This is a genomic window from Noviherbaspirillum sp. (assembly GCF_035254865.1).
GTDB lineage: Bacteria > Pseudomonadota > Gammaproteobacteria > Burkholderiales > Burkholderiaceae_D > Noviherbaspirillum.
In genome coordinates, this window is sequence record NZ_DATFAF010000035.1 from 12,617 (window position 1) to 38,393 (window position 25,777).

The window sequence follows — 25,777 nt, forward strand, 5'->3', positions numbered from 1 at the left end:
TCGCCGGGCTAGTGCATGCACCGCGTCACATGGTCGCTCCATTCGAACGCGGCCAGCTGGACCATGTACAAATCGTTGTACGACAGATTGAGCTCACGCGTTGCCTGCATCAGTTGCGCATCGTTCTTGGTCTTCCATTCGGTATGTTCGGCCAGCGACAGCAACTTGCCGTAGTAGCCCTGGCGCTGCAGGAGCGCCTCGCCGACTTCTTCGACGACCGGGATTTGTTTCAGAATTTCCTCCATCGGCATCGAAAACAAGGTGTCCATCAGGGACATGATGCCGACCGTGAAGCCGGTATCGGCGAAGCTGCGATTGCCCGGTCTGAGTTTCTGCGCCAGCAGTTCGATCAGCCGGCCGCGCGTGGTGGCCTGCGCCATCAGCGGCAGGATGCTGCGCCCGTGCACGCCCGGTTCGGCATACAACATGACTTGCAGCCAGCGCTGCAACTGGTCGCGGCCCAGCACCATGAGCGCCTGGCGGAGAGAATCGATACGGTGCGCGCTGATGGCAGGCGTATTGACCAGCCGCAGCAGGTTCAGTCCGAGCGACACATGGCTCTTGATGCTGTGTTCGATGTCGGCATTGTCGGCGTCGGATGCGATCAAGGACATCAACTCGGTGATCGCCTGCTGCGAAGGCGAGATTTTCCTTCCCTCCAGGATTTCCGGGTTCAGGAAATAGTAGCCCTGGAACAAATCGAAGCCGAGGTCGAGGCACATGCGGAACTGCTCGATCGTTTCCACCCGTTCCGCCAGCAAGCGTTTCTGCTGCGCCTTGAATGCGGCGCACAAACGGCCCAGATCGGCCGCGCTGCGGCCGGTAATGTCGATGCGCACGCTTTCCACCATCGGCAGCAGCTTGCGCACGTCTTCGTCATCATCATTGACCACCAGGGCAAAACGAAAGCCGGCGGCGCCCAGCTCCGTCAGGCGCGCGATCACTTGCGGCGACGGATTGCGCAGAGTGGCGATTTCCAGCACCACGTTCTGCGGCGGCAGGAACTGGAAGATGTCGCTCATCAAGGCGTCGATGTCGATATACAGGATGCCGGTCAGATCGCCGATCACGCGGGTCAAGCCATGCGCATAGACATCCGACAGCACCGATGCCGAAGCGGGCTGCTCCGCCGGAGCCGCGACAGGGGCGGCTGTCGCAAAGAAATTGCAGAACAGGAGCTCGTGCGCCGCCAGGTTCTGCTGGCGATCAACCACCGGACGGCGGGCCATGAAAAACGCCGAGGCGAGCGGTATCCTGTGCGCGCTGTTGAACGTGACGCTGATACTCATGATGGAACCCACCTCTCCCTGCTGGCTGACAATGTCAGGCAGCGTGCATCACTTGCCGATCCTTTGCCTGTCTTCCATACCTTCACGATAGGCCAGAAATTGCTTTATTGCAACTTCACAAGTGTCCTTCCCATGGGTCTTGTATGAGATAACGTCACGCAGCGCGCGAACTTGAGCGGCGGAGGATGCTTGTGCAGCGCAGCAAGACACTGCAACCAGCAATGCCGCGCAGCGTTTACCAGTTGTCCATCCGATCGCCCCAGCTTGTCATGTCGCGCACGTAAAAACGATAGGTATCGTCATCCTTGTCCTTGGCGAGTCCGGCAAGGTCGAAAATGAACAAGGCGCGTCCGACGCCCCGGCGCCGATACCCGCGGTTGCGCTTGGGCAGGATGGCATCGCGCCATGCGCCAAGATTGATGTACGTATAGTTTTTTCCTTCCCCGCGCGGCAGCGAAAACTGCAAGTCGGCTTCCAGTGCCACGTGCGTATGGCCTTCGACATGCAGGCGCAAACCGAGATCGCGATACACGCGCTGGAACGCCGGCAGGCCAAGCAGCGTGCGCGTGCTGATCGTCGATTCCGGTTCCTGCTGGCATGCCATCAGGCGCATCAGGAGCATGTCCAGCCAATACCATTTGAAGCGGCTCAGGATGGACAGGGCATACAAGCCGAGTTTGGTCATGCCGCGCGCGCTCTGCCAGGTGGCGTCGTGCGCCATCCATGCCCGCAGGCTATCACGGAAGCAGCGCAGCACCTGGTCATGCAGTCCTTGTGCGCCCGGCACTTCACACGCCATGCGGCGCGATTCGGAAAGCAGGCGCACCACCGCCGCGACCGATGGCCGGTACAAGTCCATTTCATCGAGCAGTTTGCCGATGCGGCGCGCGCCCGGCATGCCCTTGTCGAGCGTGCTCGTCACACTCCAGATGAAGCGTGACAGCATGCCGGTCGCCACTGTATCGCCGAAACAGGGATCGCTGAAGGCCTGGTATTGCTCCTCGCGCCACTGCTGCGGCCGCCATCCCTGCGATGGACGCCAGCCTTTCGTGGCGCGGCAATTGTTCGCGTCGCGCCACTGGCCGTGCGTCGCCAGCAGGCGCAAGCCGCGATCGGCAAAATAGAAGGGCAGCCTGGGATACAGTTCCTCGGCCTTGGTGCCGAGCTGCATCGCCACCCAGGCACGATAGCTGTCCGGAATATCGAGTGCGGTCAGGCCGAGGCATTCTTCATAGAGCATCTGGCGCGCGGCATGCACCACCTGCAGTTCCTTGTCGTGGTTGCCGACGATAGGCACGATGGTGACCACGATCCCGTGCTGGCGCAGCTTGTCGATGCTGGCACGCATCCAGTAGAAAAAGCCGGAGTATGGCTGCCTGCTGTCGTCCGGACGCTGGCGGGCGTGGATGGCGACGATGTCGCGCATGACCGCCATGACCAGCTCCTCGAAGCGCGGATGGTCGCGGTGCCAGGGATACACGCCGGCCTCTGCCCATTTGCTGCTGCGGATCAGATCGACCACATCGCCGTTGAGGATCAGCAGCAGTTCCTCGATGCGCTGCCCGGCGGGCGCGTTCGCCTTGTCGCCGGGATTGCATACCGCGAACTCCATCTGCTCGAAAAACATTTGCCAGTCGGTCTCCGACGCCGTCTGGTTGCCTACCGTGCAGTCGGTGCAGTGGATATCGCTGATCAGGACGCACAGCCGGTTCCTTTGCGCGGTCCCGGCCGGCCAGAGAATCATGCCCGGTGGCAGTTTCATTTCATTCATCGACTTGCTCTTTCCGATTCACGCGTGCGCATGCTCGCGCAGGAAGCCAACGATGTGCGGAAAGATGTCGACCGCGACGTTCTTCCCCATGAAGACATCCTGGTGCCCATAGCCGGCGAAGACGTGCAACTTGTGGCGTCCCGGCACAAGCTTTTCCAGCCGTTCGTGACAGCGGATATTGGAATCGGCGAACACATGGTTGTCCTGCCCCTGCACGAAGAAGATCGGGGTCTTGATGTCCGCGGCGTTCTTCAGGTAGTCGTCCGGCAAGGCCGCGTAACGCGGATTGCCCGGATCGTACTTGACCGCCGTATGTCCGCTCCGGACCATCTTGAACACATGACGGTAGTAGTGCACTGCGGTTCCCCCGAACAGGTCGCCCAGGCGCTCGTGCGTCTCGGGCGCGATGTTGGCGTGATTGAAGACCGCCGGCCGGCCACTGCCCCACATGAAGCTCAGCATGTGGCATTCGGGCGAGTCGCATTCGCCATGCACCAGATCGGCCGCCATGGCGATGATCTTGCCGATCGACCAGGCAGGCTGGCGACGCCAGCTCGGATTGAAATATTCGACGCCGAGCAGATAATCCGATACCCACGGCCCGAAGCGCAGCTTGATTTCCGACCAGGCCGGCACATGCGGCGTGAGCGACACGCTGTTGAGCACCATGCTGGTAATGCCCTGCACCGTGCGCGCAAAGACCGCCATCGCAATCGTGATCGATCCGACGCAATGCGCGATCACATGCAAGCGCCTGTTCGGCCCGATATGACGGCGCAATTCGGAAATCGCGGCCGGGTGGTCGAACAGTGCCACGTCGTCGAAGTTGTAGCTCGAGCGCACCAGGTTGTACGGAAAACGATTGCTGCCGCGCCAGTCGAGCGTCCACACGTCGCCGAAACCCTCGTCCAGCAGATGCTGCACCAGGTTGCGATGTTCCGGCATGATGAACATGTCGGTGGAATTGGTCAATCCATGGATGACCAGCACCACGTCGTCGCTGCTGGCGCGCCGGAAGCGCGTGAGCGTCAAGCCCAGCCCGTCGGCGGTGGAAAATGGGTGCATGCTGATCGCCGCGCCGGTGACGCCTTCGGTGGTGAACTTCGCATAGCGGCGGTGCGGCTGATTGAGCGCGGGCGGCAGGTGCGGGCCGTACACATCCCACAGCTTGCCGGCAAAGAATTCGCCGAACGCAATCAGGCCCTTGAGGCTGGTGTTGCCCTTCGCATCGGTCGCGCGCAAGCCGCGCAGCACCTGCATGAAGTCACCCAGGCCGAGGCTGATGATGCCGGTCACCCACAGGTCCGCCAATGCCGGCTTGGCCGGATCGACATGACCGCGGAACACGTTCACGAACAGGGTCGTGGTGTCGTGCCACATGTCGAGCGGCGCATTGTGCTGCACCTGTTTCTCGCCCACGAAGGTGACCGCCTCGCCTTGCGGCGTGGTGCAATACACCTGGTAATACATCACCTTGCGGTCGCGGTCGGCCGTATTAGGCATCAGGCGGAAAGTGCCGGACTGCACCGGGCAGATGCCGCCGAGCAGTGCGCAATCGACATGGCCAGTGAGCGTGCCGGCGTGATCCGGCGTGTGGAGGAAGGCATCGAGATCGGCGATCCTGACCGTCACATGCAAGGCCAGCTTGTGGCCCGCCTTTTCACCATCCTCGTAGCCATCGGTGAAAATCGTCGCCTCCGCGCTGACATAGCCTGTCATTACCTCGGCGAATTCGATCCTTACTCCATGCAAGTCGTTCGACATGGCGCCTGCTCCCTGCTCAATACGTCGTCAAAAAAACCGGGTGTCCACGGAAGGCACGGAAAACACGGAAAACTCTCGTGTTCAGAATTTCATCGAACATTTCCGTGCCTTCCGTGCCTTCCGTGGACAATCGCCCTTCAAAGCTCCGCATCCGGCGCGATGCCGGTCATCTCGTGCGCGATCCATTCCGACAGCGCCGTGATGGTGGCCACCGGATTGGCGCCCAGTGCCGTCGGCATCAGCGATCCGTCAGCCACATACAGGCCGCGATAGCCGAACACCTGTCCGCGGCTGCCGTCGCGCGCGCTGACCACGCCCTGCTCCGGCGTATCGGCCAGAGCACAGCCGCCGAGCGGATGCACGGTCACATTGTTTTTCACCGGCCACAGCCAGGTCGGCATCGGCAGGTAGGTGCTGGCGCCGATGAAGCGGGTGAAGCGCCGGCCGAGATCGAGGATGGCGTCGTACAGCGTGCGATTGCTCTCCTGCGGCCACTCGACATCGAGGAAGCCGTCGCCGTTCAGGCGCAGCACACCGCGCGCATTGTCCAGTCCCATGCACAGCAGCACCGCGCTGTACTGCGACAGGTCATGCGCGAGCAGTTTCTGCATCAGGTAACCGACGCTGCTGTTCTTGCGGCCCGGATAAGCGCGGTCGAAGACATACAACAGCAGTTGCTTGCCCGCCTGCCAGAGCTTCTGGATGGGGTTCATCACCGGCCCGAGAGCGGCCACGGCCCAGCTCAATTGCGTCGGATAGCTCGCGTCTTCCATGACGAAGGCGCGCTTGCGGTCGAAATTGTCGAACAGGTGGTGGTCGATGTACTGGGTAATGACCGGACCATAGGTGGAATTGACTTCCTTCTTGCCATCGATCGAAAACGCGAGGAAGTCGCCATTCCCGGAAAACTGCTGCCCCAGCCGCGACGAGATGCGCGGCAGGCTGCGATGCACGTTACGACAGCGCAGCAGCAATTCGCTGCTGCCGAGCGCGCCGGCCGACAGGACCACGCGCTGCGCAGTGACGCTCTGCTCGCTGCCGTCGGCCGCATTGCGGTACACCACGCGGTAGCCATGCTCGCCATCGGCCGCCTGGTCGTCCTGGCCGGCGGCATCCAGCGGAACGATGCGATCGACAATGGCCAGCGTGCGAACCTGCGCCTGGTAGCGCTGCCGCGCCACGTGCAGGTAATTGTGATCGACCGAATTCTTCGCCTGCACGTTGCAGCCTATGTCGCATTCGCCGCAATACGTGCAGGATGTCTGCAGCGCACCGTAGCGATTCTGCTCCTGCACGCCTAGCGCAAGCGCGTCCTTGCTGCCTTCGTAGCTGTAGCCGTTGCCGAAGAAGACGCAGATATCGGCCATTCTCGAATTGAGTTTCGCCTCGCGCGCGAAGGCCTGGAATTGCTCGGTGCGCTTGACATAGCGCCGGTCATCGGGACCGCTTGCCGGCGGCACCGGCCGGGCGCCGAGCACCTGCTGGGCAATGTCGTAATACGGCATCAGCGTGCTGCGGCGCACATTGCTCGGCCAGCCTTGTTCGAACACGGCTTCCGGCGGGCGCAGGAACACGTTGGCATACACCTGCGAACCGCCCCCATACACGGCGGCCGCAACGGTATCGATCTTGTCGAAATGGCGGATGTCGAACATGCCGTCCAAGTGGCCCCGCTTCGCCTTGCGCTTGCGCACCGCATGCGGGCGTCGCGCCGTATCCCATTGCGGGCACCAGAAGTTGTCCGCCATGTCGTGCGAGCTGCGCGGATAGCCGCCCAGCGGATACTGCTTGCCCCGCTCCAGCAGCAATACCCTGCCCGGCCAGCGCCTGGACAGGCGTGCGGACATCACCGCGCCGCCGAAGCCGCTACCGACCACGACCGCTTCGTAATCCCGATCTGCACTCATCAATCGCTCCCCGATTGTGGTGGTCCCCGATTTTTGCGTTGGACGCCGGGGCCGCTTGTTTTTGTTATAGAAAGCGATGATATTTTATTTCCCGTAAGAAATGGTAACTTTTCGAGCATTACCATCACTATTGTGTTATCGGAGCAGCGCGGCATGAAGGGATGCTGCTACGATAGATCTACTTTGCAATCTCACATTTCTGGGTGGTTTGGATGCCGGATATTCATCGTTTGCTTCGCTGTCTGATTGCGCTGTGGCTGTTGAGCCTGGCGGGCATCCTGCATGCGGCGGATTTGCGGGTCGACGACAAGCCCACGTCTGCGCCGATCAACCTGACGCCGTACTGGTGGATCCTGGAAGACAAGGAGCGCGCACTCGATATCGGCGATGTTGTGACGCCCGATGTCGCAAGCCGCTTTGCCCAATCGACGCTGCACACCGATTCCATCAACTACGGCCTGCGACACTCGGCCATCTGGTTGCGCATCACGCTGGCCAACAACAGCGGCCGGCAGATCGAACGCTTGCTCGAAGTACCCTTCCTCTTTCTGCATGAAGTCGATCTCTACATGCCCGGCGAAAGCGGGTTTATCCACATTGCCACCGGACACGCTCGGCCTTTCGCGCAGCGGCCGATCAATCATCGCAACTTCGTGTTCCCGCTGCACCTTCCGCCCAACAGCGAGACGACCTACTACCTGCGTGTCGCATCCGGCACCTCGCTCGATATTCCCGCCAAGCTGTGGGAGCCGCAGGATTTCGCGCACCAGAGTCTGCGCGAATACATCGGTCAGGCGCTGTATTTCGGCATGCTGCTGGCGCTCGGTCTGTACAACTTCCTGTTGTTTTCCTCGCTGCGCGACCGCACTTACCTTTACTACGTGCTGTTCGTCGCCGCCAACGCGCTTTCCATCGGCGCCTACAGCGGTCTCGGCTATCAGTTCGTTTGGCCGGAGTACCCCCACTGGGCCATCATTTCGGGCATGATCGGCTTCGCGAGCACCGGCTTCACCCTGCTTTTGTTCCAGCGCAGCCTGCTGGCGACGGTCACGACCGTGCCGATGCTGGACCGCGTCATCCGCGGCTTCCTTGCACTGAACGTGGTGCAGATGCTGGCCTTCGTATTCCTTCCGCATGACCAGATCATCCGGATCGGGATCATCATCGATGCGGCCAACATGCTGCTGGCGCTGGTGGTCGGCATTACCTGTCTGGCACGCGGTCAGCGCAGCGCGCGCTTCTTCCTGCTGGCGTTCAGCTTCCTGGTATTCGCCGCGGTACTGACCGCGTCGCGCAGTCTTGGCATCAAGGGGCTGCCCAACTTCCTCGCGGTATACGGCATGCAGATCGGCTCGGCGCTGGAAATGCTGCTGCTGTCGCTGGCGCTGGCGGACCGCTTCAATCAGATCCGGCGCGACAAGGAAGTCGCGCAGCAGGAGCTGGTCGACAGCCTGAAGCGCAGCGAACGCGTGCTCGAGCACCGTGTCGCCGAACGCACCGCCGAGCTGTCGCGCACCAACCAGGAGCTGCGCGAACATGAACGCGCACTGAGCGCGGCCAAGGAAGTCGCGGAAGAAGCCTCGCACATGAAGTCGGCCTTTCTTGCCAACATGAGCCACGAGATCCGCACGCCGATGAACGCGATCATCGGCATGGCCTATCTCGCCCTGCGCACCGATCTGACCGGCAAGCAGCGCGACTACGTCGAAAAAATTCATCACTCGGCCGTGTCGCTGCTGGGCATCATCAACGACATCCTCGACTTCTCGAAGATCGAGGCCGGCAAGCTCAGCATCGAGAAGGCCGACTTCCCGCTGCACCAGGTGCTGGCCAGCGTCAGCAACGTCACGCGCCAGGTCGCACTCGAGAAAGGCCTGAAGTACGTGTTCGATGTGGCGGAAGATGTGCCGCCCAACCTGTTCGGCGACCCGTTGCGCCTGGGCCAGGTGCTGATCAACCTGATGAGCAACGCCATCAAGTTCACCTCGCGCGGGCAGGTGCAATTGCGCTGCCGCCTTGTGTCCAGTCATGCCGGCGGCGTCGAATTGCGCTTCGAGGTGGAGGACACCGGCATCGGCATCACGCCGGATCAAAGCGCGCGCCTGTTCAGTGCATTCAGCCAGGCCGACGACTCGACCACCCGCAAGTACGGCGGCACCGGACTGGGGCTGGCGATCAGCAAGCGCCTGGTCGAAATGATGGGCGGCAGCATGGATCTGCGCAGCGAACCCGGCATCGGATCGACATTCGGTTTTACCGTCCGTCTCGGCCTCGGCGCCCTGACCGCAACCGCATCGCCGGACCTGCCGGAGCGCCTGCTGGGCTGCCGCGTGCTGGTGGTGGACGACAACCGCTCGGCGCGCGAGATCCTGACCGCGCTGATTGACGGCATCGGCCTGCAATCGGATGCGAGCAAGAGCGCGGCCGATGCCCTGGCCGCCATCCGCGCCGCCGACGAACGCGCGCCGTACGACCTGGTGCTGACCGACCTCGGCATGCCCGACATGAACGGCATGGAACTGGCGAGCGCGATCAGCAAGGCCGGCCTGCGGCATCCGCCCAAGGTCATCCTGGTGACCGCGTTCGGCCGCGAGGACGTCTTGCGCCAGGCCGAGCGCGCACCGATTGACGCCGTGCTGTTCAAACCTATCGATCAATCCCTGCTGCACGATACCTTCGTGCAGGTGTTCGCGGCCGGCGGCGTGGAATGCTGCAACGCCCGATTGAAGCGCATCCTGCCGCGCTTCGACGGCTGCCGCGTGCTGGTGGTGGAGGACAACGACATCAACCAGCAGATCGCGCGCGAAATGCTGATGGCGGCCGGCTTGCAGGTCGATATTGCAGGCAATGGCAAGATCGCGCTCGAAATGCTGTTCGCGGCGGAGCCCGATACCTACGATCTGGTGCTGATGGATATTCAGATGCCCGAGATGGGCGGCCATGCCGCCACGCGCCGCATCCGCATCGATCAGCGCTTCGCCTCACTGCCGATTGTCGCGATGACTGCACACGCCACCGATGACGAGAAGAGCGCCTGCCTGAAAAGCGGCATGCAGGATCACATTACCAAGCCGATCAATCCCGACCATTTCTACCGCACCCTCACCCGCTGGCTCACCGAGAGCAAGCCGACGGCGACCTCGCCGGCACCCGACGATGCCGCACCCGCAAAAGCCGACGGCCTTGCCGATACCCCGATCGACATCCCCGGCTTCAACACGGCCGACACGCTGGATCGGCTGGCCGGCGACATCGACCTGTACCACCGGGTGCTGGCCATGCTGGTACCCAGCCTGGGGGCGGCGATCGACCAGTTCAATGCAGCGGTCGACGCAGGCAATCATGCGGGGATCAAGTCAGTGGTGCACAGCATTCGCGGCATGGCGGCCAACATCGGCGCAACCGCGCTGACGCAGCTTGCGGCGGAGCTGGAACACGTGCTGGGCGGTAGCACGGCGGAAGCTGCGCAGCTCGACGCTTTCCGCGCGCTGTGCGTACAGTCGCTGTGCCTGGTGGAAGAAGGTCTGGCGCAACGAAAAGCGGCGCTGGCCGCCTGAAGGGAATCAGCTTCTCGCCGCCTTGCGCAGCACGACTTCCCACACGCACTTCGGTTTTTCATAGCGGTCGATGGTCATTTCTTCCACCGCCACGCGCGTCCATTCCGCGCCGAACAGTGCATCAATGGCGGCGCGGTCGAAAAACCGCTTGCGGTCGCTGTAGCGGCCGTCGACCTGATAGTAGTTCGGCTCCAGCGCCTGGAAACCGGTCGCACCGTAGTGCACGTCCCTAGTGGAGTTGAGTCGGCAAAGCAGCAAGCCGCCGGGCGAGAGGCAGCGCAGGATCTCGCCCGCGATCCTGCAGGTATCGTCCCATCCGAAGTAATGCAGGCAAAGACTGGCGACAATGACGTCGAAGCTGCCATCGGCAAATGGAAACGGCTCGCGCAGGTCATGCCGCACCAGCACCGGAGCGGACGTAGCGGGCACGACACGAGCACACTCCCGCAGCGCCTCGGCCGAGATGTCGGTCCCGACCACGTGCAGACCCGCTTCGGCCAGCCGTGCAGTGTCGCGCCCGGCATTGCAGCCGAGTTCCAGCACGGTCGATGTCATTTCCTTGACGAGCGGCAGCCATCGGTCCAGCCAGCGATCGGTTTCCTTCATCGGTCGGCGTATTGTCAGTTGTTGCCTTCCGCTTTGGCGAGAACGCCGGCGCGGCGCAGCAGCTCGAGCGCCAGCCCGACGAAGGCCAACGCCCACGCAAGCAGCGCAACATAGAGAAAGACGCGCGGCAGGAATTGCAGGAATCCGAATCCCATCGCCTCGATCATCTCCCTGGTGCTGGCGGAATACATCCCCAGCGGAAAAATCGCACCCCAGTACAACGGATCGTATTTCAGCGGAAAGCGACGGAAGACATAACGCCACAGGCCAAGCACCACCAGCATGGGAATCCACCAGGTCCCGGTTGCCCAGTAAAAAACCGTGAAGCCCTTGATGAAAGGAAGCAGCGAAAGCAGAAAAGGCGCATCCGGCGCATTGATGATGAGCAGCGATCCCGCCAGCGTCGAAATCGCCATCGCGCCCATGTTGATCCAGTACGGCGGAGCCAGGTCGCCGGGAGAAAAAGGGAACATGGTGTAACGGTAGAAGATGAGCGACATCATCCAGATGTACAGCATGCCGCCCCACAGCCACATCGACAAGGCCAGAAAATTGATTTCGAGGCGATAGGGCTGATCGGCGTGCGCCGCAAGCAGCGCACCGAGCACGGCGATGGATTGCGATGCCACCACTGCCAGCAGCCAGGCGCCGCTGATACCCTTCTCCAGGCTAGGCTTGTTCTGCTTGATGGTGAAACCCGCGAATATCGTGTACGTGAGCCCGACCCAGAGCGTGATCGCCGCGCCCCAAAGCACGGTGCTGACACGGTAATCTGCCCCGATCACCGCGAACTGGCTGCCGAGAATGCTGGTCGCGGCGACCGTCGTAAAGAACCCGGGGCCGCGCAGATGATCGATCATGTCGCCGAAGAAGCGACGCGAATGGCGCACGGCGCGCAGTATCGTCAGGAGCCACAGCACGGCATAGACAAGGATGTTCAGCCGGAACAAGGCCATGGCCATGCCGTGCATGCCGACGCGATAGGACGCCAGCGACACGATGCCTGTTGCCATCGCCATGCCGAAATACGCCGGCGACAGGCCGGCTACATCGGCGAGGATTTCCGGTTTCTGTGTTTTGTCGTTATTCATCATGGGCGCGTCCCCATTCTACCCCCTCATGCCGGACATCAGGTGCATCGGCGATGCTGCATGGCGACATGGCCGTGGAATCAAGATTGGAGCCTGTCCCAATGGTCGTGGCGCTCGCGCCGTTCCTGCCGATAGTTGGTGATCTCCAGCCGGATGCCATCCGGATCACGGAAAAATGTCGCCCAGTAGTCCGGCGCATATTCCGGATAGGGCGCGGCTTCACTGGCATCGATTCCCGCGGCACGCAATTCCCGCGCGGCCGTCCTGACATCCTCCGGCGACTCGACGCGCAGGCAGAGATGATGCAGCCCCGGCGAATACGCATCGTGTGGGTTCCCCGACCTCGCCGGGCGTATCACAAGACCGAACTGCCGGTTGAAGTACTGGGCATGCGGATCGCCGCCGATGGCGAAGGTGTTCTTGCGGAAACCAAGCACCTTCATCGCACGATCGTAAAATTCCTCCGAGCACTGCATGTCCGACACAGTGATGTAGATGTGGTCAATTCCGATGATGTCTGGCATAGATTGGATGAGGCTTGCAAGCGTGGGTCGGATGGTGTTTTCCACCTGTTCTGATGCGTTGACATCCTTCGTTAGACAAGCCCATACACCGCCCCGTTGAGCAGCGCCGAAACCAGCAGCGATGCAATGAAGGGAGATTTTGGAAATGCCGCGACGCCGATCAGGGATGTCACAAAGGCATAGGTGCCGACGATCCCGAGCAGGACAGGTCGCCGATTGCAACAGCATGCAGGGCTGCGTGACCCGCAAGCATGAGCAAGGGACCGAAGATCAGGAACCAGAATGCCGTGCGTCGCGACTCGGGCGCCTTGAACGCGACGAGCCCATAGGCGATATGCCCGATGCCGAGCGCAAAGAGCGCCCATGCCATTGCATGAGTCATTTTGATTTTTCCCCATTCGATGTTGATGAACTCTTGAGACGCGGTGCTTGTGCAGACCCGGCAGCAAGCAAATGCCTCGAAAAAACGCCGCGATCTCGCGATTGATTTCCGGCACGACAGACGCACGGTCAAAGCCAGGCGGATCGGCGACCAACGCACCAATCGACCCATTCAGGCCAGATGGCAAAGGGGACAGCAAGGCGCCGTGCCCGCCAGTCTGCAAGTCCGCGAGTCGCTCGCAGGACGCGCAAGCCTTGAGAACGGCACCGCTGTGGTAGGTCGGATTGAGCCACTTGTCCTGTTGCGCAGTGATGATGCCAAGAGGAACCACAGGCGACGCAAGAGACGCAGGATCAAAGTCGGCGGCAAACGGTACGCCGGCGACAATGGCGGCAATGCGGGGGTCGGTATGCGCGTACCAGCTTTCGTCCGTCAGCTTGAAGCCGAGGATCCAGCGAACCAGTCCGATCTTGATTCCGTCCAATGCGCCACCGCTCAGTCTCACCGTCGGACCCGCACATGCCTGAAAATCGTCACGCATGTGGACGTCGCAATGTTGACGCAGGCGCGCCGGCGACCAGCGCCCCCCGGCCAGCACCAAAGCGGTATGTCCGCCCGCCGACATGCCGTACATGCCGACCTTCTCGATATCAAGCAATGCGCGGAAACGCGGATCCGCCCCGATGTGATCGATGGCGCGCGAAACTTCGAGCGGACGCCGCTTCCAGCTCGGCGGTCCCGGCTCGCTGTCGTCCTTGTAGTTGTCGGCAAAGTGCTCCGGCATCGCAACAACGAAGCCGGCCTCGACCAGCACCCGCGCAAGATCGAAATACACCCAGGGCGACGCCGGAGATCCATGCGAGATCACGACGAGCCGCCTGTTGCCGACTGCGGGGTCGCCGTCGAGCGCCACGTCGAGGTCAAACCCGGCGCGACGCCGCAGCCTCGATTCGCTGGTGGACGGATAGAAGACGGTAACGAGTCCGGCTTCTGGCTCGGCAGGTATTTCAGCCAGGCCGACGGATGCGTGCGCAGTGCTGATGCACAGGAAAATCGCCTGAAAGAACAAAGCGATTCGTAGAGCGACACGCATATCCGAGACTCGCTGATGGCAGAAGTTGGGGATACGCGGAATGCTCCAGTGCGCGCGGCCGTCCGGCATGAAATTTCATGGAGCATCCCGGCATAGTTGCATAAAAAGCACCTCCGCATCTTGCCATGCCAAGGTCAATACCGCAATAAGCGGTCGACGGGTGCATCGCGTTTCCCTGCAGCTTCTCCGCACCTGCGCTGAACGGATCAATTGAGCACGGCCTCCGTCACGCGCATCCTGTTGGAGGTCGCGCCCTGCGGCGCCCCATCAGCCCGGTATCTCGGGCTCGACGAGCTTCGCCAACTGTGCGAGCGACTCTTGCCATCCGAGATAGCACATCTCGACAGGAATGGCGGCAGGAATTCCTTCCTGCACAATACTGATCTCGGTGCCGCAAGACACTTTCTTCAGGCTCACCGTCGTCTGCATTTCTCCGGGAAGGTTCGGGTCGTCGAACCTGTCCGTATAGCGAATCGTCTCAAACGGAATCAGCTCACGATACTCGCCGCCAAAGGAGTGCCCCTGGCCCGTCCCGAAATTCGTGAACGACATTTGGTAGGTGCCGCCGACCTTGGTGTCCATATGATGAACCTTGCAAGTGAACCCGTAGGGCGGAAGCCACTTGGCCATGGCGTCGGCGTCCAGGAATGCGCGATAGATGCGCTCGGGATTTGCCCGGAGTACACGGTGGAGGCGGACGGTTCCTGTGCTCATGATCGATTCTCCTTTCAGTCTGCGATTGAGTAGATGTTTGACTTGCGCGGCGGCGTAGAAGGGTTGATGGGTGCCGAGTGGCGTGGCGTCTGGATTAAGCCGCGCCACGAAGCGGCGCCGGCTTGAATTAATTGTTAGCCGCTCCTTCCAACCGGCCGGGCGGCTTGCTTTTGAAAACCGCCAACTGAGCGTCGAAAGCGCGCCGGTAGGCAGGCCGTGCTTCGCCGCGGGCGACATAGGCGGAGAGGTTCGGGTATTCGCCCAGAATACCCGATGATTTCAGTCGGAGCAGCACCGACACCATCATCAAGTCGCCCGCGCTGAACGTGCCATCGAGCCAGTCGGCATTGCCAAGGCGAGCGGAAAGTTGATTCAACCGATTTCGTACGCGCTCCTCGACCAAAGGCAGGCGTTCCCTATTCCAAGGCCTGTCGCCTTCCAGCAGCTTAGCGTTTCCCAGTTCAAGGATCGGCGGCTCCACCGTATTGACCGCAGCAAACATCCACGTAATTGCACGCGCCCGGGCATTGGCATCGTCCGGTAGCAGGCCCGCATGACGCTCTGCGATGTGAAACACGATCGCCCCTGTCTCGAACAGGGCGAGATCGCCTTCCTCATAAGTCGGAATCTGGCCGAAAGGATGAAGCGCCAGATGCGCGGGTTCTTTCATCGCACGGAACGAAACAAGGCGAACCTCGTAAGACTGGCCTACTTCTTCAAGCGCCCAGCGCACGCGCGTATCACGCGCCAGCCCCATTCCGCGATCGGGTGACTGTTCAAAGGCGGTGATGGTGGGAATCATTGGAAGACTCCGGGTGATTGCATGCTCGCCTCCAAGCTCTGTCGTAGTGTGACGTTAAAGTTCACTGGTGGCCATGTGCAGCATGGATGTCCATGTGCAATGATGGGATGGACTCCCCCTGCCTTTTTGCGCCAAAGTAGACGCACTGGTTCACGTGGGGACGGGGATCAGTCAACAAAAGGAGTCCATCATGAATACTACTATCGTGGCCGTTGACCTGGCCAAATCCGTTTTCCAGCTTGCTGTGGCCGATGCCGCCTGGCGCGTTACCGAACATCATCGTCTTACCCGTAGCCAATTCGAGCTGGTTTATCAACCGCAACGTGTCGCTGGTCATCGTGGAAGCTTGTGGCTCGGCGCATCACTGGGCTCGCTGGCTTAACAGCTTGGGCATTGCCGTCAAGCTGCTGCCGGCTGCCTATATCCGCGCCTATGTCAAGCGCAACAAGACCGATGCCGCCGATGCCTGCGCACTCCTGGAAGCCGCCCGCTGCGCCGATATTGCACCGGTCAAGGTCAAGTCGATTGAACAGCAGGCTCTGCAAGGGCTGCATCGAACCCGTTCGCTGTGGATGGGCACCCGCACCTCGCGTATCAACGCCTTGCGTGGCTTCTGCCGGGAGTTCGGCATTTCCATTGCGGCTGGCAGCCGCAACGGCCTGGAACAGATCAGCCGCGTGCTGGCCGATCCGCATTCGGCGGTGCCGAACCTGATTCGCGGCACCATGAAGCTGCTGGTCGAGGAGATTCGTCTGCTGGAAGCGCGCATCGCCCAGCTTGAGCGAGAACTGACCGAACTGGCCAAGCAGTCGCCTGCATGCACGACGCTGCTGTCGATTTCCGGCATTGGCTTGCTCAACGCTACTGCAATGGTTGCAGCCACTAGCGGCAATGTGCAGCACTTCCGCGATGCTCGCCATTTCGCCAGCTGGTTCGGCCTGACACCGAAGGAATACTCGTCCGGCAGTACGCGCTACCTGGGTCGCATTTCCAAGCGTGGCGACCGCTACCTGTGCATGCTGCTTACCCATGGCGCGCGCTCGGTTTTGCGCGCGGCCAGCGTCGCTCAAACTGCCGGTCGACAACTTGATGGATTGCGACAATGGGCACTGACCGTGCAAGCGCGGAGTAACCATAACAAGGCTGGCTGCGCATTGGCCAACAAGCTGGCGCGTATTTGCTATGCGACGCTGCGCGATGCCGAGCCTTATACCGGCATGGTCACACGAATGAAGAAAAAGATGGAACGCACCGCGTACGCGATGCCTGCTTGAACAACCTGACTGACCTTTGCCCCACCCGCCTTTGCACAGAGATTGATCGCCCATCATGGCAACCCGGGAAATCCCCACACCGTTTGACGCCGATAACTCTTCCGGCAGCTTCACGCCTGCCGCTCGTAACGATTGGCGCAACGGTGACGCAGATTCCATGTCGGCACGGGCCACCAACGAGCCCATCCCAGATGCCGGATATACGACTGCAGGCTTCTCCCTCATGCCATCCCAATCGGTCAGTTTCTTGTACTTTGGGGGGAGTCCATATATGAATTGTTAGGCGCTATGCGATGACAGCGCCACTATTTGCGTCCGTTGCCTGTACCAAGAGTTCCTTTGCGCCGTAGCCTATGACCAGGCCTGTATTGGCCCGGTAGGTTAGACCGGTATCGACTCCGTTGAGCAGAACTGGGTCCTCGTTAAAGCGATACGCGGACACAACAGCGATTACCGTTACCTCTTGCTTCGCGGAAACGGTGACGATTGGACCGCCGGAGAATCCAGGGTTGTTGTGCCCATCACAGTAGATGAGCTGACTCCCACCGCTTACGGAGCTAAAACTAGAGACGATGCCTGTCTTAACAAAAGGAACAGGGTAGCCGTCGTTAATCAGACCGGCCTCCATGTGCATGCCGTATGGAAAGCCAAGAAAATAGATCTGCTGAGACAAGAAGTATGACGACGAATCACCAAGAACATGGATTGGGTGGGTAGGTGACAGTTGCTTCTTTAGGCTCAGCAGCGAAAGGTCTGCACCAGTAGGTGAGTGCCATACGTCCGCAACCTCAACGTTTTGCCATGCTCCATTCCGCAGCACAGCAATCGAAGAATCTGGCGAAAGGCCCTCAACAACATGCTTGGCTGTTGCGAGGTACTGGCGACCGGCTACGTCAATCGTAAAGCCCGTACCAAGCGCACCATTGTGCGAGATATGGAAAGTGCGTTGAAGGATGTTACTCGGAACCATGGAGCCTTCCCCTAGCGCCTACCGCCGCGTTGACCAGCACGCGCCATGCGCCGCGAAGCGGCTTCCTCTTGGGCGCTTGTCTGGGTTGAACAACGAGTTATGTTGCACGACCCGCTCCAAGCAAGACAGTTTCGATATCTGCGTGGTCAACCAATTGACCGCCAAGTGCATCTTGGCGCATTGCAACCACCATGTCCGTAAACGCATTGCACTGTTCTTTAGTATTCATTGTCGCGCCCATGCGTTCAAATTTTGCGAACGCAGCAATCACTTGAGGGGCTCCATACAGGGAAATTCGGCATTTCGCGTCTGCTGTCTTGGCCCCCAATTGACGTCCTTCCGTTGACTGTCGCTGATGCCCAAAATTTGCGTGCTCACTTACGCATTGCAAGTAATCAGCATATGCCTTGGCTCTAATGTCTCGCTGATGCTTTTTATTATCAAGATATCGCGAGAATAAAAACTGAAGCACGGCGCCAAGAACTAGGCCGATAAAGGAAAGTACAGCACTAGACATCAAGTCTCCTTGCAACATAACGTCGGAGTTGACCGGCGCGCACGCAGTAGGAGCCGCGCAGCGGCGGACGCGCCTGCGCGTCCGTGTCGAACAACCTGTTAGCCCTCATTTCACCTCCGCCACGCCTGGCTGCTTGGCCAAAACCACCGCGCTTACCTTCGTAAACGGCGAGACAGAAAGCACTCCACTGACAACGATTCGCGCCGAACTAATGCCAGAAGAAAAAAGAGTGACACCGAACGAAGCCGCGTCGCCGAAGGGAAGCTTGGGCTCCGAAGTTGCAACAACACGCGAGGGCTGACCAGGTTTCGGCTCCGTAACCCACTCGATGAACAAGCGAGAGTGCACGTGCTCATACCCTTCGTTGACCACGACCGCTCTGTAACGGCCGCGTTGCCCGCCCGACTCCCAGTACCCACCAGCGACCACTGCCTCTACGTCAACGGGGACGGCGGCGGTTGAAACTGCGCTGAACGCAACTGCGGCAGTGATGGCGAGCACACGGAACATGAGGGCTAACTTTTTTGTTATACGGACAGCACCTGTCTGCCTAACCAAACCGGCTGTCCGTCTATCCTCAACAGCCGATCCGGCGCAAATGCTTGTCGCGTGGTTGTTTCAACGATGTGCTGCATAAAAACACAGTACTAAATAACCATGAAAGATGTCAGCCAGTTTATACCGGTCGTTGAAACAAATACAAGGCCGCCCAGGTTGCTTGATCAATTGCGACGGTGCATACGGGATAAACGGTACAGCCTGCGAACCGAAGAAGCCTATGTGTATTGGGCTCGCTGGTATATCCGGTTTCATGGTTTGCGCCATCCGGGTGAAATGGGCGCGGCTGAGGTGCAGGCGTTTCTTTCCTATCTCACGAATGAGAGAAAAGTGGCGGCGTCAACACACAAGCAGGCGCTTTGTGCCTTGCTGTTCCTGTACAAGCATGTGCTCCAGTTGGAACTGCCATGGATGGATCAACTGCGGTGGCCCAGACGTCCGCCGCGTCGTCCGACAGTGTTGACGCCTGCAGAGGTGGAATCGTTGTTTAGTCGCATGGCGGGCGTGCATGCGTTGATCGCTCGATTGCTTTACGGGACTGGCATGCGTCTGATGGAATGCATGATGTTGCGCGTCAAGGATGTGGATTTTGAGCGGCGCGAAATCACGGTGCGTAACGGCAAGGGCGGCAAGGACAGGATGACGATGTTGCCGCTGTCACTCGTCGAGCCCCTGCGAATTCAGATTGCAACTGCTCGCCTGCTGTTCAATGATGATCGCGCACATCAGCGCGCCGGCGTCATGCTGCCCGACGCCCTGGAGCGAAAATATCCTTGCGCTGCTATTCAATGGAGTTGGTACTGGGTCTTCCCATCGGATCATGAATCGCGCGATCCACGAAGCGGACTGATACGGCGGCATCATATGTACGAGCAAACCATCCAGCGTGCGATCAAGCGGGCAGTTACCGACGCCGGAATTACCAACCCGGCATCAACCCATACCCTGCGCCATAGTTTTGCAACGCATCTGCTCGAATCGGGCTACGACATTCGCACGGTCCAGGAATTGCTCGGCCACTCCAATGTCACCACGACAGAGATCTATACCCATGTATTGAACAGAGGAGGCCGCGGCGTCATTTCCCCGCTCGATGGCACGCGTAGATGAACCGGCCATCGCCATGTCGCGGCCCAAGCGTGGACACTTCCATCAGGCCAGCACCAGATTCCTTTGCTGCTCCGGCAAAAACTCGCGGATATCGCGCGGTTTGCGGCGACGTGGGTGTTCGATCTCATCGCGCCGCAATGCCCTCGCCGCGCGCCAGATGAGGATGTCGTCTTCATAGGGGCGCAGTGTCGCGGTCTTTTCCCACAGCACGCGACGGTGCGTAATGAAGTCCCAGCAGACCGGCGTCAGACCGTCGAGCTTGCCTTCGGCTTGCAGCTTGAGGGCGAGGCCCATGACATTGCCGGCGTGCGGCACGTCTTCGGGAAAATAGATGGAATTGGCCCAGGCGCGCACGTCGCAGAAATCAAGGACCTGTCCGCGAATGGGCTTGTGCCACTGGTCGGGGTGTGCGGTCTGGTTCGGCCAGCGGCCGGCGCCTACCCATGTGCCTGTCTTGAACATCGCGTACCTCCTTCTCCGCCGGTGGCAGGGTCCTGAGAGGCGATGCGTTCGAACCGCACCGCTTCTCCGAGCCACGCCAAATACTGTTCATATGTACAGTATATACGCTTTTCTGCCTTTGTCCATGCGGGTTGCGCGGCAACGTCGCGGGATTTCGACATGGCACGATCACGCATGCACGGCGGTGCCGGAAAGCATGGCAGCCAAAACATCCTGGCAGCGGCACTCTGATCGGAAATCGTGTCTAATATGCAGCGCGAACAACCCACGATAAGGAGAAAAAATGAGCGCGATGGATCGGTTCTTCAAGTTGACGGAACAGGGAACGGATGTGCGCACCGAGTTGCTGGCGGGGCTGACCACCTTTCTCACGATGGCCTATATCATTTTCGTGAACCCTTCCATTCTCGGCGACGCGGGCATGCCCAAGGACGCGGTGTTTGTTGCCACCTGCCTTGCCGCAGCGCTCGGTTCGCTGGTGATGGGTCTGTATGCCAATTACCCGATCGCGATGGCGCCGGGCATGGGGCTCAACGCGTATTTCGCCTACGGCGTGGTGAAGGGCATGGGGTATAGCTGGGAGGCAGCGCTTGGTGCGGTGTGCATTTCCGGCATCCTGTTCCTGATCGTGAGCGTATTGCGCATTCGCGAAATGATCGTCAACGGCATTCCGCATTCCGTGCGCACGGCCATCACCGCCGGCATCGGGCTGTTTCTGGCCATCATTTCGCTCAAGAACGCCGGCATCGTTGCCGCGCATCCGGCCACCTTTATCACCCTGGGCGACTTGCACAAGACGACCACCGTGCTGGCGATCATCGGCTTCTTCCTGATCGTTGCGCTGGATCGCCTGCGCGTGAAGGGAGCGATCCTGATCGGCATCATCGTGGTGACGATTCTGAGTTTCGTCTTTGCCGGCAATAAATTCGCGGGCGTCGTATCGGCCCCGCCCTCGCTCACGCCGACGCTGTTCAAGCTGGATATTTCCGCCGCGCTGTCGATCGGCATCCTGAACGTGGTGCTGGTGTTTTTTCTGGTGGAACTGTTCGATGCGACCGGCACGCTGATGGGTGTGGCTGCCCGGGCCGGTTTGCTGAAGGCAGGCAAGATGGATCGCTTGAACAAGGCCTTGATGGCCGACAGCAGCGCGATTGTCGCCGGCTCCTTCCTCGGCACCTCGAGCACCACGGCGTACATTGAAAGCGCAGCCGGGGTGCAGGCGGGCGGACGCACCGGACTGACCGCCGTCGCGGTGGCGGTATTGTTCCTCGCCTGCCTGTTCATCGCGCCGCTGGCCGGCGCGGTTCCCGCGTATGCCACCGCGCCGGCGCTGTTCTTCGTGTCCTGCCTGATGCTGCGCGAACTGGCCGATCTGCAATGGGATGACACCACGGAAAGCGTGCCGGCGGTGATCACCGCCTTGATGATGCCGTTCACCTATTCGATCGCGAACGGCGTCGCATTCGGTTTTGTGTCCTACGCGGGCCTGAAACTCTTCACCGGCCGCGCGAAGGAAGTGCCGCTGATCGTGTGGATCATTGCAGCGATTTTCATTTTCCGTTACGTGTATCTCGGCGCTGAATAGACGACCTTGCACCAGGAAAACGGAGCACTACCATGACGTCGGATTCCACGGCATTCCGGGCCAGCATTCTGCATTTCACCGCGGACCCCGCGTTCGACCGCAATGCTTCCGTCTGGTATGAAGACGGATTGCTGCTGGTGAACGACGGGCGCGTGCAGGCGGTCGGCGATCATGCGCAATTGCGCGATAGCCTGCCTGCCGGTACGACGGTACAGGACTATCGCGGCAAGCTGATCGTGCCGGGCTTCATCGACACGCATATCCATTACCCGCAAACCGATGTCATCGCGTCTCCCGCGCGCAGTCTGCTACCCTGGCTGGAGACCTATACCTTCCCGGCCGAACGCAGTTTCGATGACGCGGCGCATGCGCGCGAGGTTGCGCGCTTCTTCCTGGATGAACTGCTGCGTTGCGGCACCACGACCGCGATGGTGTATTGCACCGTGCATCCTGCGTCGGTCGACGCGTTTTTCTCGGAAAGCGAACAGCGCGGCCTGCGCATGGTCGCCGGCAAGGTCATGATGGATCGCCATTGCCCGGCTTTCCTGAGCGATGCGGACCAATGCAGCCTGCGCGTGAATGAAGACCTGATCGCAAAATGGCACCGGCGCGGGCGTCAGCTCTACGCGATCACGCCGCGCTTTGCCGCCACGTCGAGCGAGGCGCAACTGCAGGCGGCCGGCGAGCTGGCGTGCGCCCATCCCGATGTGTTCGTGCAGACGCACGTCGCCGAGAATACCGAGGAAGTGGCCTGGGTCAAATCGCTGTTTCCGAATTCACGCAGCTATCTCGATGTCTACGACCATTACGGCCTGCTGCGTCCGCGCACGATGCTTGCACATTGCATCTGGCTGGACGAGCACGACCGCGCGCGCATGCGGGAGACGCAAGCGGCGGCGGCGGTCTGCCCGACTTCCAATCTGTTCCTCGGCAGCGGCCTGTTCGACTTCGCGCTGGCCGATGCGGCGCGCATGCCGCTCTCGCTGGCAACCGATGTCGGCGGCGGCACATCGTTCTCGATGCTGCAGACCATGAACGAAGCTTACAAGGTGGCGCGCATGCGCGGCACGCATCTTCCCGCGCTGCGCATGTTCTACCTGGCGACGCTGGGTGGCGCGCGGTGCATGCAGCTGGAAGGCACGATCGGCAATTTCACGGCGGGCGCGGAAGCCGATTTCATCGTGCTCGATCCGCAGGCGACGCCGCTGCTGGCGCGGCGCACGGAACACGCCGCAAGTCTGGAGGAAATGCTGTTTGCCTTCGCATTGCTGGGAGATGACCGGGCAGTCATGGCGACCTATAGCGGCGGGCAGCAAGTGCACGCACGCAATGCGCCGCACTCAGGCAGCAAAACTCAATCCTGCCCCACGTAAAACTGCAGCGAATCCACGATCGGTGCGAAATAATTCAGCGATGTCTCGTAATCGCCGCAACCGTAGTCATGAAAGGCCGCTCTGATGACGACCGGCGGCGCCACCAGGATCTTGCCGACCACGCGATAGCTTTTTTCGGCGGCCAGGCAGTCGGTGATTGACACGCAGGCGGTGCCGGTGCCGCGACTGACTTCGGACACGATCTTCCATGCATAGCCGGCCATGTTCCTCAGTGCCTTCAGGTCGGCTTCGCGGAATGCTGCGGCGACCTCTTCGGCCGGACGTTCGTCATCCTCCGCCAGCGTCCAGGTGGTGAGGTAGGCACCCTTGGTGCCGTCGGCGGATTCGAGGTAGATCGATTTCCCGTCGTTGGCCTCGCGCTGTGCCCAGTCGGCGGGCAGACGCAACATCCAGAAATCGGTGTGGATCGTTTTAAAATTCGTCATCTCGTTGATTTTATCCGTTGGCGTGCAGTACGACGGCCGGCTGGGCCTCGTCCTGCTCGTGCAACAGGTCGCGCAGGCGGTCAAGGTCGATCGGCTTGGTGAGATGATGATCGAAACCGGCTTCGAAGGCGAGGTTTTTGTCTTTTTCCTGCCCCCAGCCGGTGACCGCGATGAGCATGGCGTTCCGCCCCTGGGACATGCGGCGGATGCGTTGCGCCACTTCATTGCCGTTCAGCCCGGGCATGCCGATGTCCAGCAGCGCGACGTCCGGCTGGAATTCGGCGTAGCTGGCCAGCGCGCTCTCGCCGTCGTAGGCAATCCGGGCTTCATGTCCCTGCAGGCGCAGCAGCTCGGCCATGGTCTCGGCCGCATCGCGGTTGTCGTCGGCCACCAGCACGCGCTTCCCCTTGACCTGCGCGGCCGGCCATACGGCGAAATGGTCGAGTTCCGGCGTCGCCGCCGCGCGCAGCGGCAGCCGTACGACAAAGCGGCTGCCCTGCCCCGGACCGGCGCTGCTGGCGGCGATGCTGCCGCCGTGCAGTTCGACCAAGCCTTTCGCGAGCGCCAGCCCGATGCCGAGGCCGCCACTCGATCTGTCCTGCGTCGAGCGCACCTGGGTGAACATGCGGAAGATCTCGTTCAAGGCGGCCGACCGGATGCCGATGCCGTTATCCGTCACGTCGATGCTGAGTTCTTCCCCCGTGCGTTCGGCATGCAGGCGGATCGTTCCGCCGGGATCGGTGTACTTAGCCGCGTTGGTAAGCAGGTTGGCGAGCACCTGCGCGACCCGCAACTGGTCGGCCTCGAACCAGACCGGCTCCTCCGGCAAATCGATCAGGAGACGATGCTGCCTGCCGTCGATGATCGGGCGCGCGGTTTCCACCGCCGCATCGACCACCGCTCCCAGTTCGGTGCGTGCCATACGCAGGTGGAGCATGCCGCGCGTGATGCGCGACACGTCGAGCAGGTCGTCGAGCAGCAATGACATGTGCCGCACCTGGCGGTCGATCACGTCGTGGCTCCAGCGCTTCTGCGCTTCGGTGGCGTCGGACGAATTGGAAATCAGCGCGGCCTGGCGGATCGGCGCCAGCGGATTGCGCAATTCATGCGCCAGCGTGGCAAGGAATTCGTCCTTGCGTCGATCGGCTTCCTTCAGCGCCTGCTCGTTCTGCTTGCGCTCGGTGATATCCGCAAACCATACCGCGACCGAGCCCTGCAAGGGCGATGCGACGATATGAAACCAGCCCTCGACGCCATTGGTGTTTGCCTGGAACTCGAATTCGTGCGTTTCGCCGGCTTCGGCAACGGCAATAAAATTGGCGAACAGCGAGGGATCATCCCAGGTGCCGGGCAAGGCTTCCGTGACGCGTCGTCCGACCAGCTCCTCCACCGATTTGCCTGCAACGCGCGCTGCAGCGTGATTGACATAGGTCCATTCGAAATCGACGATGCCGCCGAATCGATCCCGCACCGGCGTGAGCACATTGAAGGGAACCGCGGAGGATTCCAGCACGACACGGAAGCGCTGGTCGCTGGCCTGCGCGATGGCCTGCACGCGTGCACGTTCGGAAAACACCGATGCCTTGCCGGCACAAATATCGGCCATGCGCATCTCGCGCGCGGTCGGCTTGTACGGCACGGGAAAGTAGGTCGCAATGGCACCCATCACGATGCCGCTGGCGCTGATCAGCGGCGTGCTGTGGACTGCGCGAAAACCTATTTTGCGCGCCAGCTCGCGATAGGCCTCGAAGCGCGGATCCGTCTCGGTGTCTTCGATGATCACTCTGCGTCTCTGCGCGCACGCGATGCCGCAGACGACCTCGTTGACCGGGCCGGGGGACAGTTTTTCCAGCTCCGTCTCACTGAAGCCGACGCTGGCCCTGATCGTCAGGAAGCCGTGCTCGAAATCGTACAGGGACACCAGTCCCCTCTCACAGCCATGGAACTCCGCCAGCGCCTCCAGGATCACATGCAACTGGCTC

Annotated in this window: 21 protein-coding genes; 6 read left to right on the forward strand and 15 right to left on the reverse strand. The window is 60.9% G+C overall.

Translation table 11 applies throughout. The features are described 5' to 3' along the window. Nucleotides 1-8 precede the first annotated feature (8 nt). The 4 genes from VJ651_RS09555 to VJ651_RS09570 all read right to left on the reverse strand — a co-directional run bounded on the left by VJ651_RS09555 (nt 9) and on the right by VJ651_RS09570 (nt 6,731). Nucleotides 9-1,289, reverse strand: a complete 1,281-nt coding sequence (locus VJ651_RS09555) for an EAL and HDOD domain-containing protein (protein WP_324107234.1) — start codon at nt 1,287-1,289, stop codon at nt 9-11. A gap of 235 nt (nt 1,290-1,524) precedes the next feature. Next, nucleotides 1,525-3,060, reverse strand: coding sequence for a hypothetical protein (locus VJ651_RS09560; RefSeq protein WP_324107235.1), 1,536 nt, complete (start codon nt 3,058-3,060; stop codon nt 1,525-1,527). An 18-nt stretch (nt 3,061-3,078) separates the two neighbouring features. Beyond that, entirely contained in the window at nt 3,079-4,824 is a 1,746-nt protein-coding gene (locus tag VJ651_RS09565; protein ID WP_324107236.1) for an alpha/beta fold hydrolase, read from the reverse strand. 137 nt (nt 4,825-4,961) lie between these two features. Then, entirely contained in the window at nt 4,962-6,731 is a 1,770-nt protein-coding gene (locus tag VJ651_RS09570) for a GMC family oxidoreductase (RefSeq protein WP_324107237.1), read from the reverse strand. A 230-nt stretch (nt 6,732-6,961) separates the two neighbouring features. Here VJ651_RS09570 and VJ651_RS09575 point away from each other — a divergent pair, with 230 nt between their 5' ends. Then, the gene (locus VJ651_RS09575; protein ID WP_324107238.1) at nt 6,962-10,288 is read left to right on the forward strand and encodes a hybrid sensor histidine kinase/response regulator; all 3,327 of its coding nucleotides are present in this window, start codon (nt 6,962-6,964) and stop codon (nt 10,286-10,288) included. A 6-nt stretch (nt 10,289-10,294) separates the two neighbouring features. Here the strand turns inward: VJ651_RS09575 and VJ651_RS09580 are convergent, their stop codons facing one another. From VJ651_RS09580 to VJ651_RS09605, 6 genes are all read right to left on the reverse strand, one after another. Next, nucleotides 10,295-10,894: a class I SAM-dependent methyltransferase gene (locus VJ651_RS09580; RefSeq protein WP_324107239.1), complete on the reverse strand. Its 600-nt coding sequence runs from the start codon at nt 10,892-10,894 to the stop codon at nt 10,295-10,297. 14 nt (nt 10,895-10,908) lie between these two features. Beyond that, on the reverse strand, nt 10,909-11,988 hold the full coding sequence (locus VJ651_RS09585; RefSeq protein ID WP_324107240.1) for a tellurite resistance/C4-dicarboxylate transporter family protein: 1,080 nt from the start codon (nt 11,986-11,988) through the stop codon (nt 10,909-10,911). Nucleotides 11,989-12,065: 77 nt separating this feature from the next. Then, nucleotides 12,066-12,554 carry a VOC family protein gene (locus tag VJ651_RS09590; protein ID WP_324107241.1) on the reverse strand — a complete coding sequence of 163 codons (489 nt, stop codon included), beginning with the start codon at nt 12,552-12,554 and terminating at the stop codon, nt 12,066-12,068. Between the two features lie 26 nt (nt 12,555-12,580). Further along, nucleotides 12,581-14,053, reverse strand: a complete 1,473-nt coding sequence (locus VJ651_RS09595) for a dienelactone hydrolase (protein WP_324107242.1) — start codon at nt 14,051-14,053, stop codon at nt 12,581-12,583. Between the two features lie 198 nt (nt 14,054-14,251). Next, on the reverse strand, nt 14,252-14,698 hold the full coding sequence (locus VJ651_RS09600; protein ID WP_324107243.1) for an SRPBCC family protein: 447 nt from the start codon (nt 14,696-14,698) through the stop codon (nt 14,252-14,254). Between the two features lie 127 nt (nt 14,699-14,825). Continuing rightward, complete coding sequence (locus tag VJ651_RS09605; protein WP_324107244.1) at nt 14,826-15,500, reverse strand: glutathione S-transferase family protein; 675 nt, start codon at nt 15,498-15,500, stop codon at nt 14,826-14,828. A 190-nt stretch (nt 15,501-15,690) separates the two neighbouring features. Between VJ651_RS09605 and VJ651_RS09610 the strand changes: the two genes are divergently transcribed. Together VJ651_RS09610 and VJ651_RS09615 are read left to right on the forward strand one after the other, a co-directional pair. After that, nucleotides 15,691-15,882: a hypothetical protein gene (locus tag VJ651_RS09610; RefSeq protein ID WP_324107245.1), complete on the forward strand. Its 192-nt coding sequence runs from the start codon at nt 15,691-15,693 to the stop codon at nt 15,880-15,882. Further along, nucleotides 15,839-16,774: an IS110 family transposase gene (locus VJ651_RS09615; protein ID WP_324107254.1), complete on the forward strand. Its 936-nt coding sequence runs from the start codon at nt 15,839-15,841 to the stop codon at nt 16,772-16,774. Before VJ651_RS09610 ends, VJ651_RS09615 begins: the two co-directional genes overlap by 44 nt. 286 nt (nt 16,775-17,060) lie before the next feature. On the opposite strand, the gene VJ651_RS09620 is transcribed toward VJ651_RS09615, so the two are convergent. Further along, nucleotides 17,061-17,744 (reverse strand): trypsin-like peptidase domain-containing protein, encoded by a 684-nt coding sequence (locus VJ651_RS09620; RefSeq protein ID WP_324107246.1) that lies wholly within the window; start codon nt 17,742-17,744, stop codon nt 17,061-17,063. A gap of 97 nt (nt 17,745-17,841) precedes the next feature. Continuing rightward, nucleotides 17,842-18,261, reverse strand: coding sequence for a hypothetical protein (locus tag VJ651_RS09625; RefSeq protein ID WP_324107247.1), 420 nt, complete (start codon nt 18,259-18,261; stop codon nt 17,842-17,844). Nucleotides 18,262-18,918: 657 nt separating this feature from the next. Between VJ651_RS09625 and VJ651_RS09630 the strand changes: the two genes are divergently transcribed. Then, a complete protein-coding gene (locus VJ651_RS09630; protein ID WP_324107248.1) occupies nt 18,919-19,929 on the forward strand; it encodes an integron integrase in 1,011 nt (336 codons plus the stop codon). 42 nt (nt 19,930-19,971) lie between these two features. Here VJ651_RS09630 and VJ651_RS09635 read toward each other — a convergent pair whose 3' ends face one another. Further along, nucleotides 19,972-20,391, reverse strand: a complete 420-nt coding sequence (locus VJ651_RS09635; protein ID WP_324107249.1) for a hypothetical protein — start codon at nt 20,389-20,391, stop codon at nt 19,972-19,974. A gap of 283 nt (nt 20,392-20,674) precedes the next feature. Here VJ651_RS09635 and VJ651_RS09640 point away from each other — a divergent pair, with 283 nt between their 5' ends. Together VJ651_RS09640 and guaD are read left to right on the forward strand one after the other, a co-directional pair. Continuing rightward, a complete protein-coding gene (locus VJ651_RS09640; protein ID WP_324107250.1) occupies nt 20,675-21,976 on the forward strand; it encodes an NCS2 family permease in 1,302 nt (433 codons plus the stop codon). Nucleotides 21,977-22,008: 32 nt separating this feature from the next. Next, nucleotides 22,009-23,349, forward strand: a complete 1,341-nt coding sequence (guaD, locus tag VJ651_RS09645) for a guanine deaminase (RefSeq protein ID WP_324107251.1) — start codon at nt 22,009-22,011, stop codon at nt 23,347-23,349. On the opposite strand, the gene VJ651_RS09650 is transcribed toward guaD, so the two are convergent. After that, nucleotides 23,331-23,795 carry a hypothetical protein gene (locus VJ651_RS09650; protein ID WP_324107252.1) on the reverse strand — a complete coding sequence of 155 codons (465 nt, stop codon included), beginning with the start codon at nt 23,793-23,795 and terminating at the stop codon, nt 23,331-23,333. The genes guaD and VJ651_RS09650 overlap by 19 nt on opposite strands. A gap of 10 nt (nt 23,796-23,805) precedes the next feature. Then, nucleotides 23,806-25,777 (reverse strand): ATP-binding protein (locus VJ651_RS09655; protein ID WP_324107253.1); only part of this gene is annotated, 1,972 nt, incomplete at its 5' end.

Coding starts and splice junctions, on each gene's coding strand:
- VJ651_RS09610 (WP_324107245.1), top strand. CDS start 15,691: ATGAATACTACTATCGTGGCCGTTGACCTGGCCAAATCCGTTTTCCAG.
- VJ651_RS09560 (WP_324107235.1), bottom strand. CDS start 3,060: ATGAATGAAATGAAACTGCCACCGGGCATGATTCTCTGGCCGGCCGGG.
- VJ651_RS09625 (WP_324107247.1), bottom strand. CDS start 18,261: ATGTCTAGTGCTGTACTTTCCTTTATCGGCCTAGTTCTTGGCGCCGTG.
- VJ651_RS09620 (WP_324107246.1), bottom strand. CDS start 17,744: ATGGTTCCGAGTAACATCCTTCAACGCACTTTCCATATCTCGCACAAT.
- VJ651_RS09635 (WP_324107249.1), bottom strand. CDS start 20,391: ATGTTCAAGACAGGCACATGGGTAGGCGCCGGCCGCTGGCCGAACCAG.
- VJ651_RS09570 (WP_324107237.1), bottom strand. CDS start 6,731: ATGAGTGCAGATCGGGATTACGAAGCGGTCGTGGTCGGTAGCGGCTTC.
- VJ651_RS09585 (WP_324107240.1), bottom strand. CDS start 11,988: ATGATGAATAACGACAAAACACAGAAACCGGAAATCCTCGCCGATGTA.
- VJ651_RS09555 (WP_324107234.1), bottom strand. CDS start 1,289: ATGAGTATCAGCGTCACGTTCAACAGCGCGCACAGGATACCGCTCGCC.
- VJ651_RS09595 (WP_324107242.1), bottom strand. CDS start 14,053: ATGCCGGACGGCCGCGCGCACTGGAGCATTCCGCGTATCCCCAACTTC.
- VJ651_RS09580 (WP_324107239.1), bottom strand. CDS start 10,894: ATGAAGGAAACCGATCGCTGGCTGGACCGATGGCTGCCGCTCGTCAAG.
- guaD (WP_324107251.1), top strand. CDS start 22,009: ATGACGTCGGATTCCACGGCATTCCGGGCCAGCATTCTGCATTTCACC.
- VJ651_RS09650 (WP_324107252.1), bottom strand. CDS start 23,795: ATGACGAATTTTAAAACGATCCACACCGATTTCTGGATGTTGCGTCTG.
- VJ651_RS09605 (WP_324107244.1), bottom strand. CDS start 15,500: ATGATTCCCACCATCACCGCCTTTGAACAGTCACCCGATCGCGGAATG.
- VJ651_RS09600 (WP_324107243.1), bottom strand. CDS start 14,698: ATGAGCACAGGAACCGTCCGCCTCCACCGTGTACTCCGGGCAAATCCC.
- VJ651_RS09630 (WP_324107248.1), top strand. CDS start 18,919: ATGAAAGATGTCAGCCAGTTTATACCGGTCGTTGAAACAAATACAAGG.
- VJ651_RS09565 (WP_324107236.1), bottom strand. CDS start 4,824: ATGTCGAACGACTTGCATGGAGTAAGGATCGAATTCGCCGAGGTAATG.
- VJ651_RS09640 (WP_324107250.1), top strand. CDS start 20,675: ATGAGCGCGATGGATCGGTTCTTCAAGTTGACGGAACAGGGAACGGAT.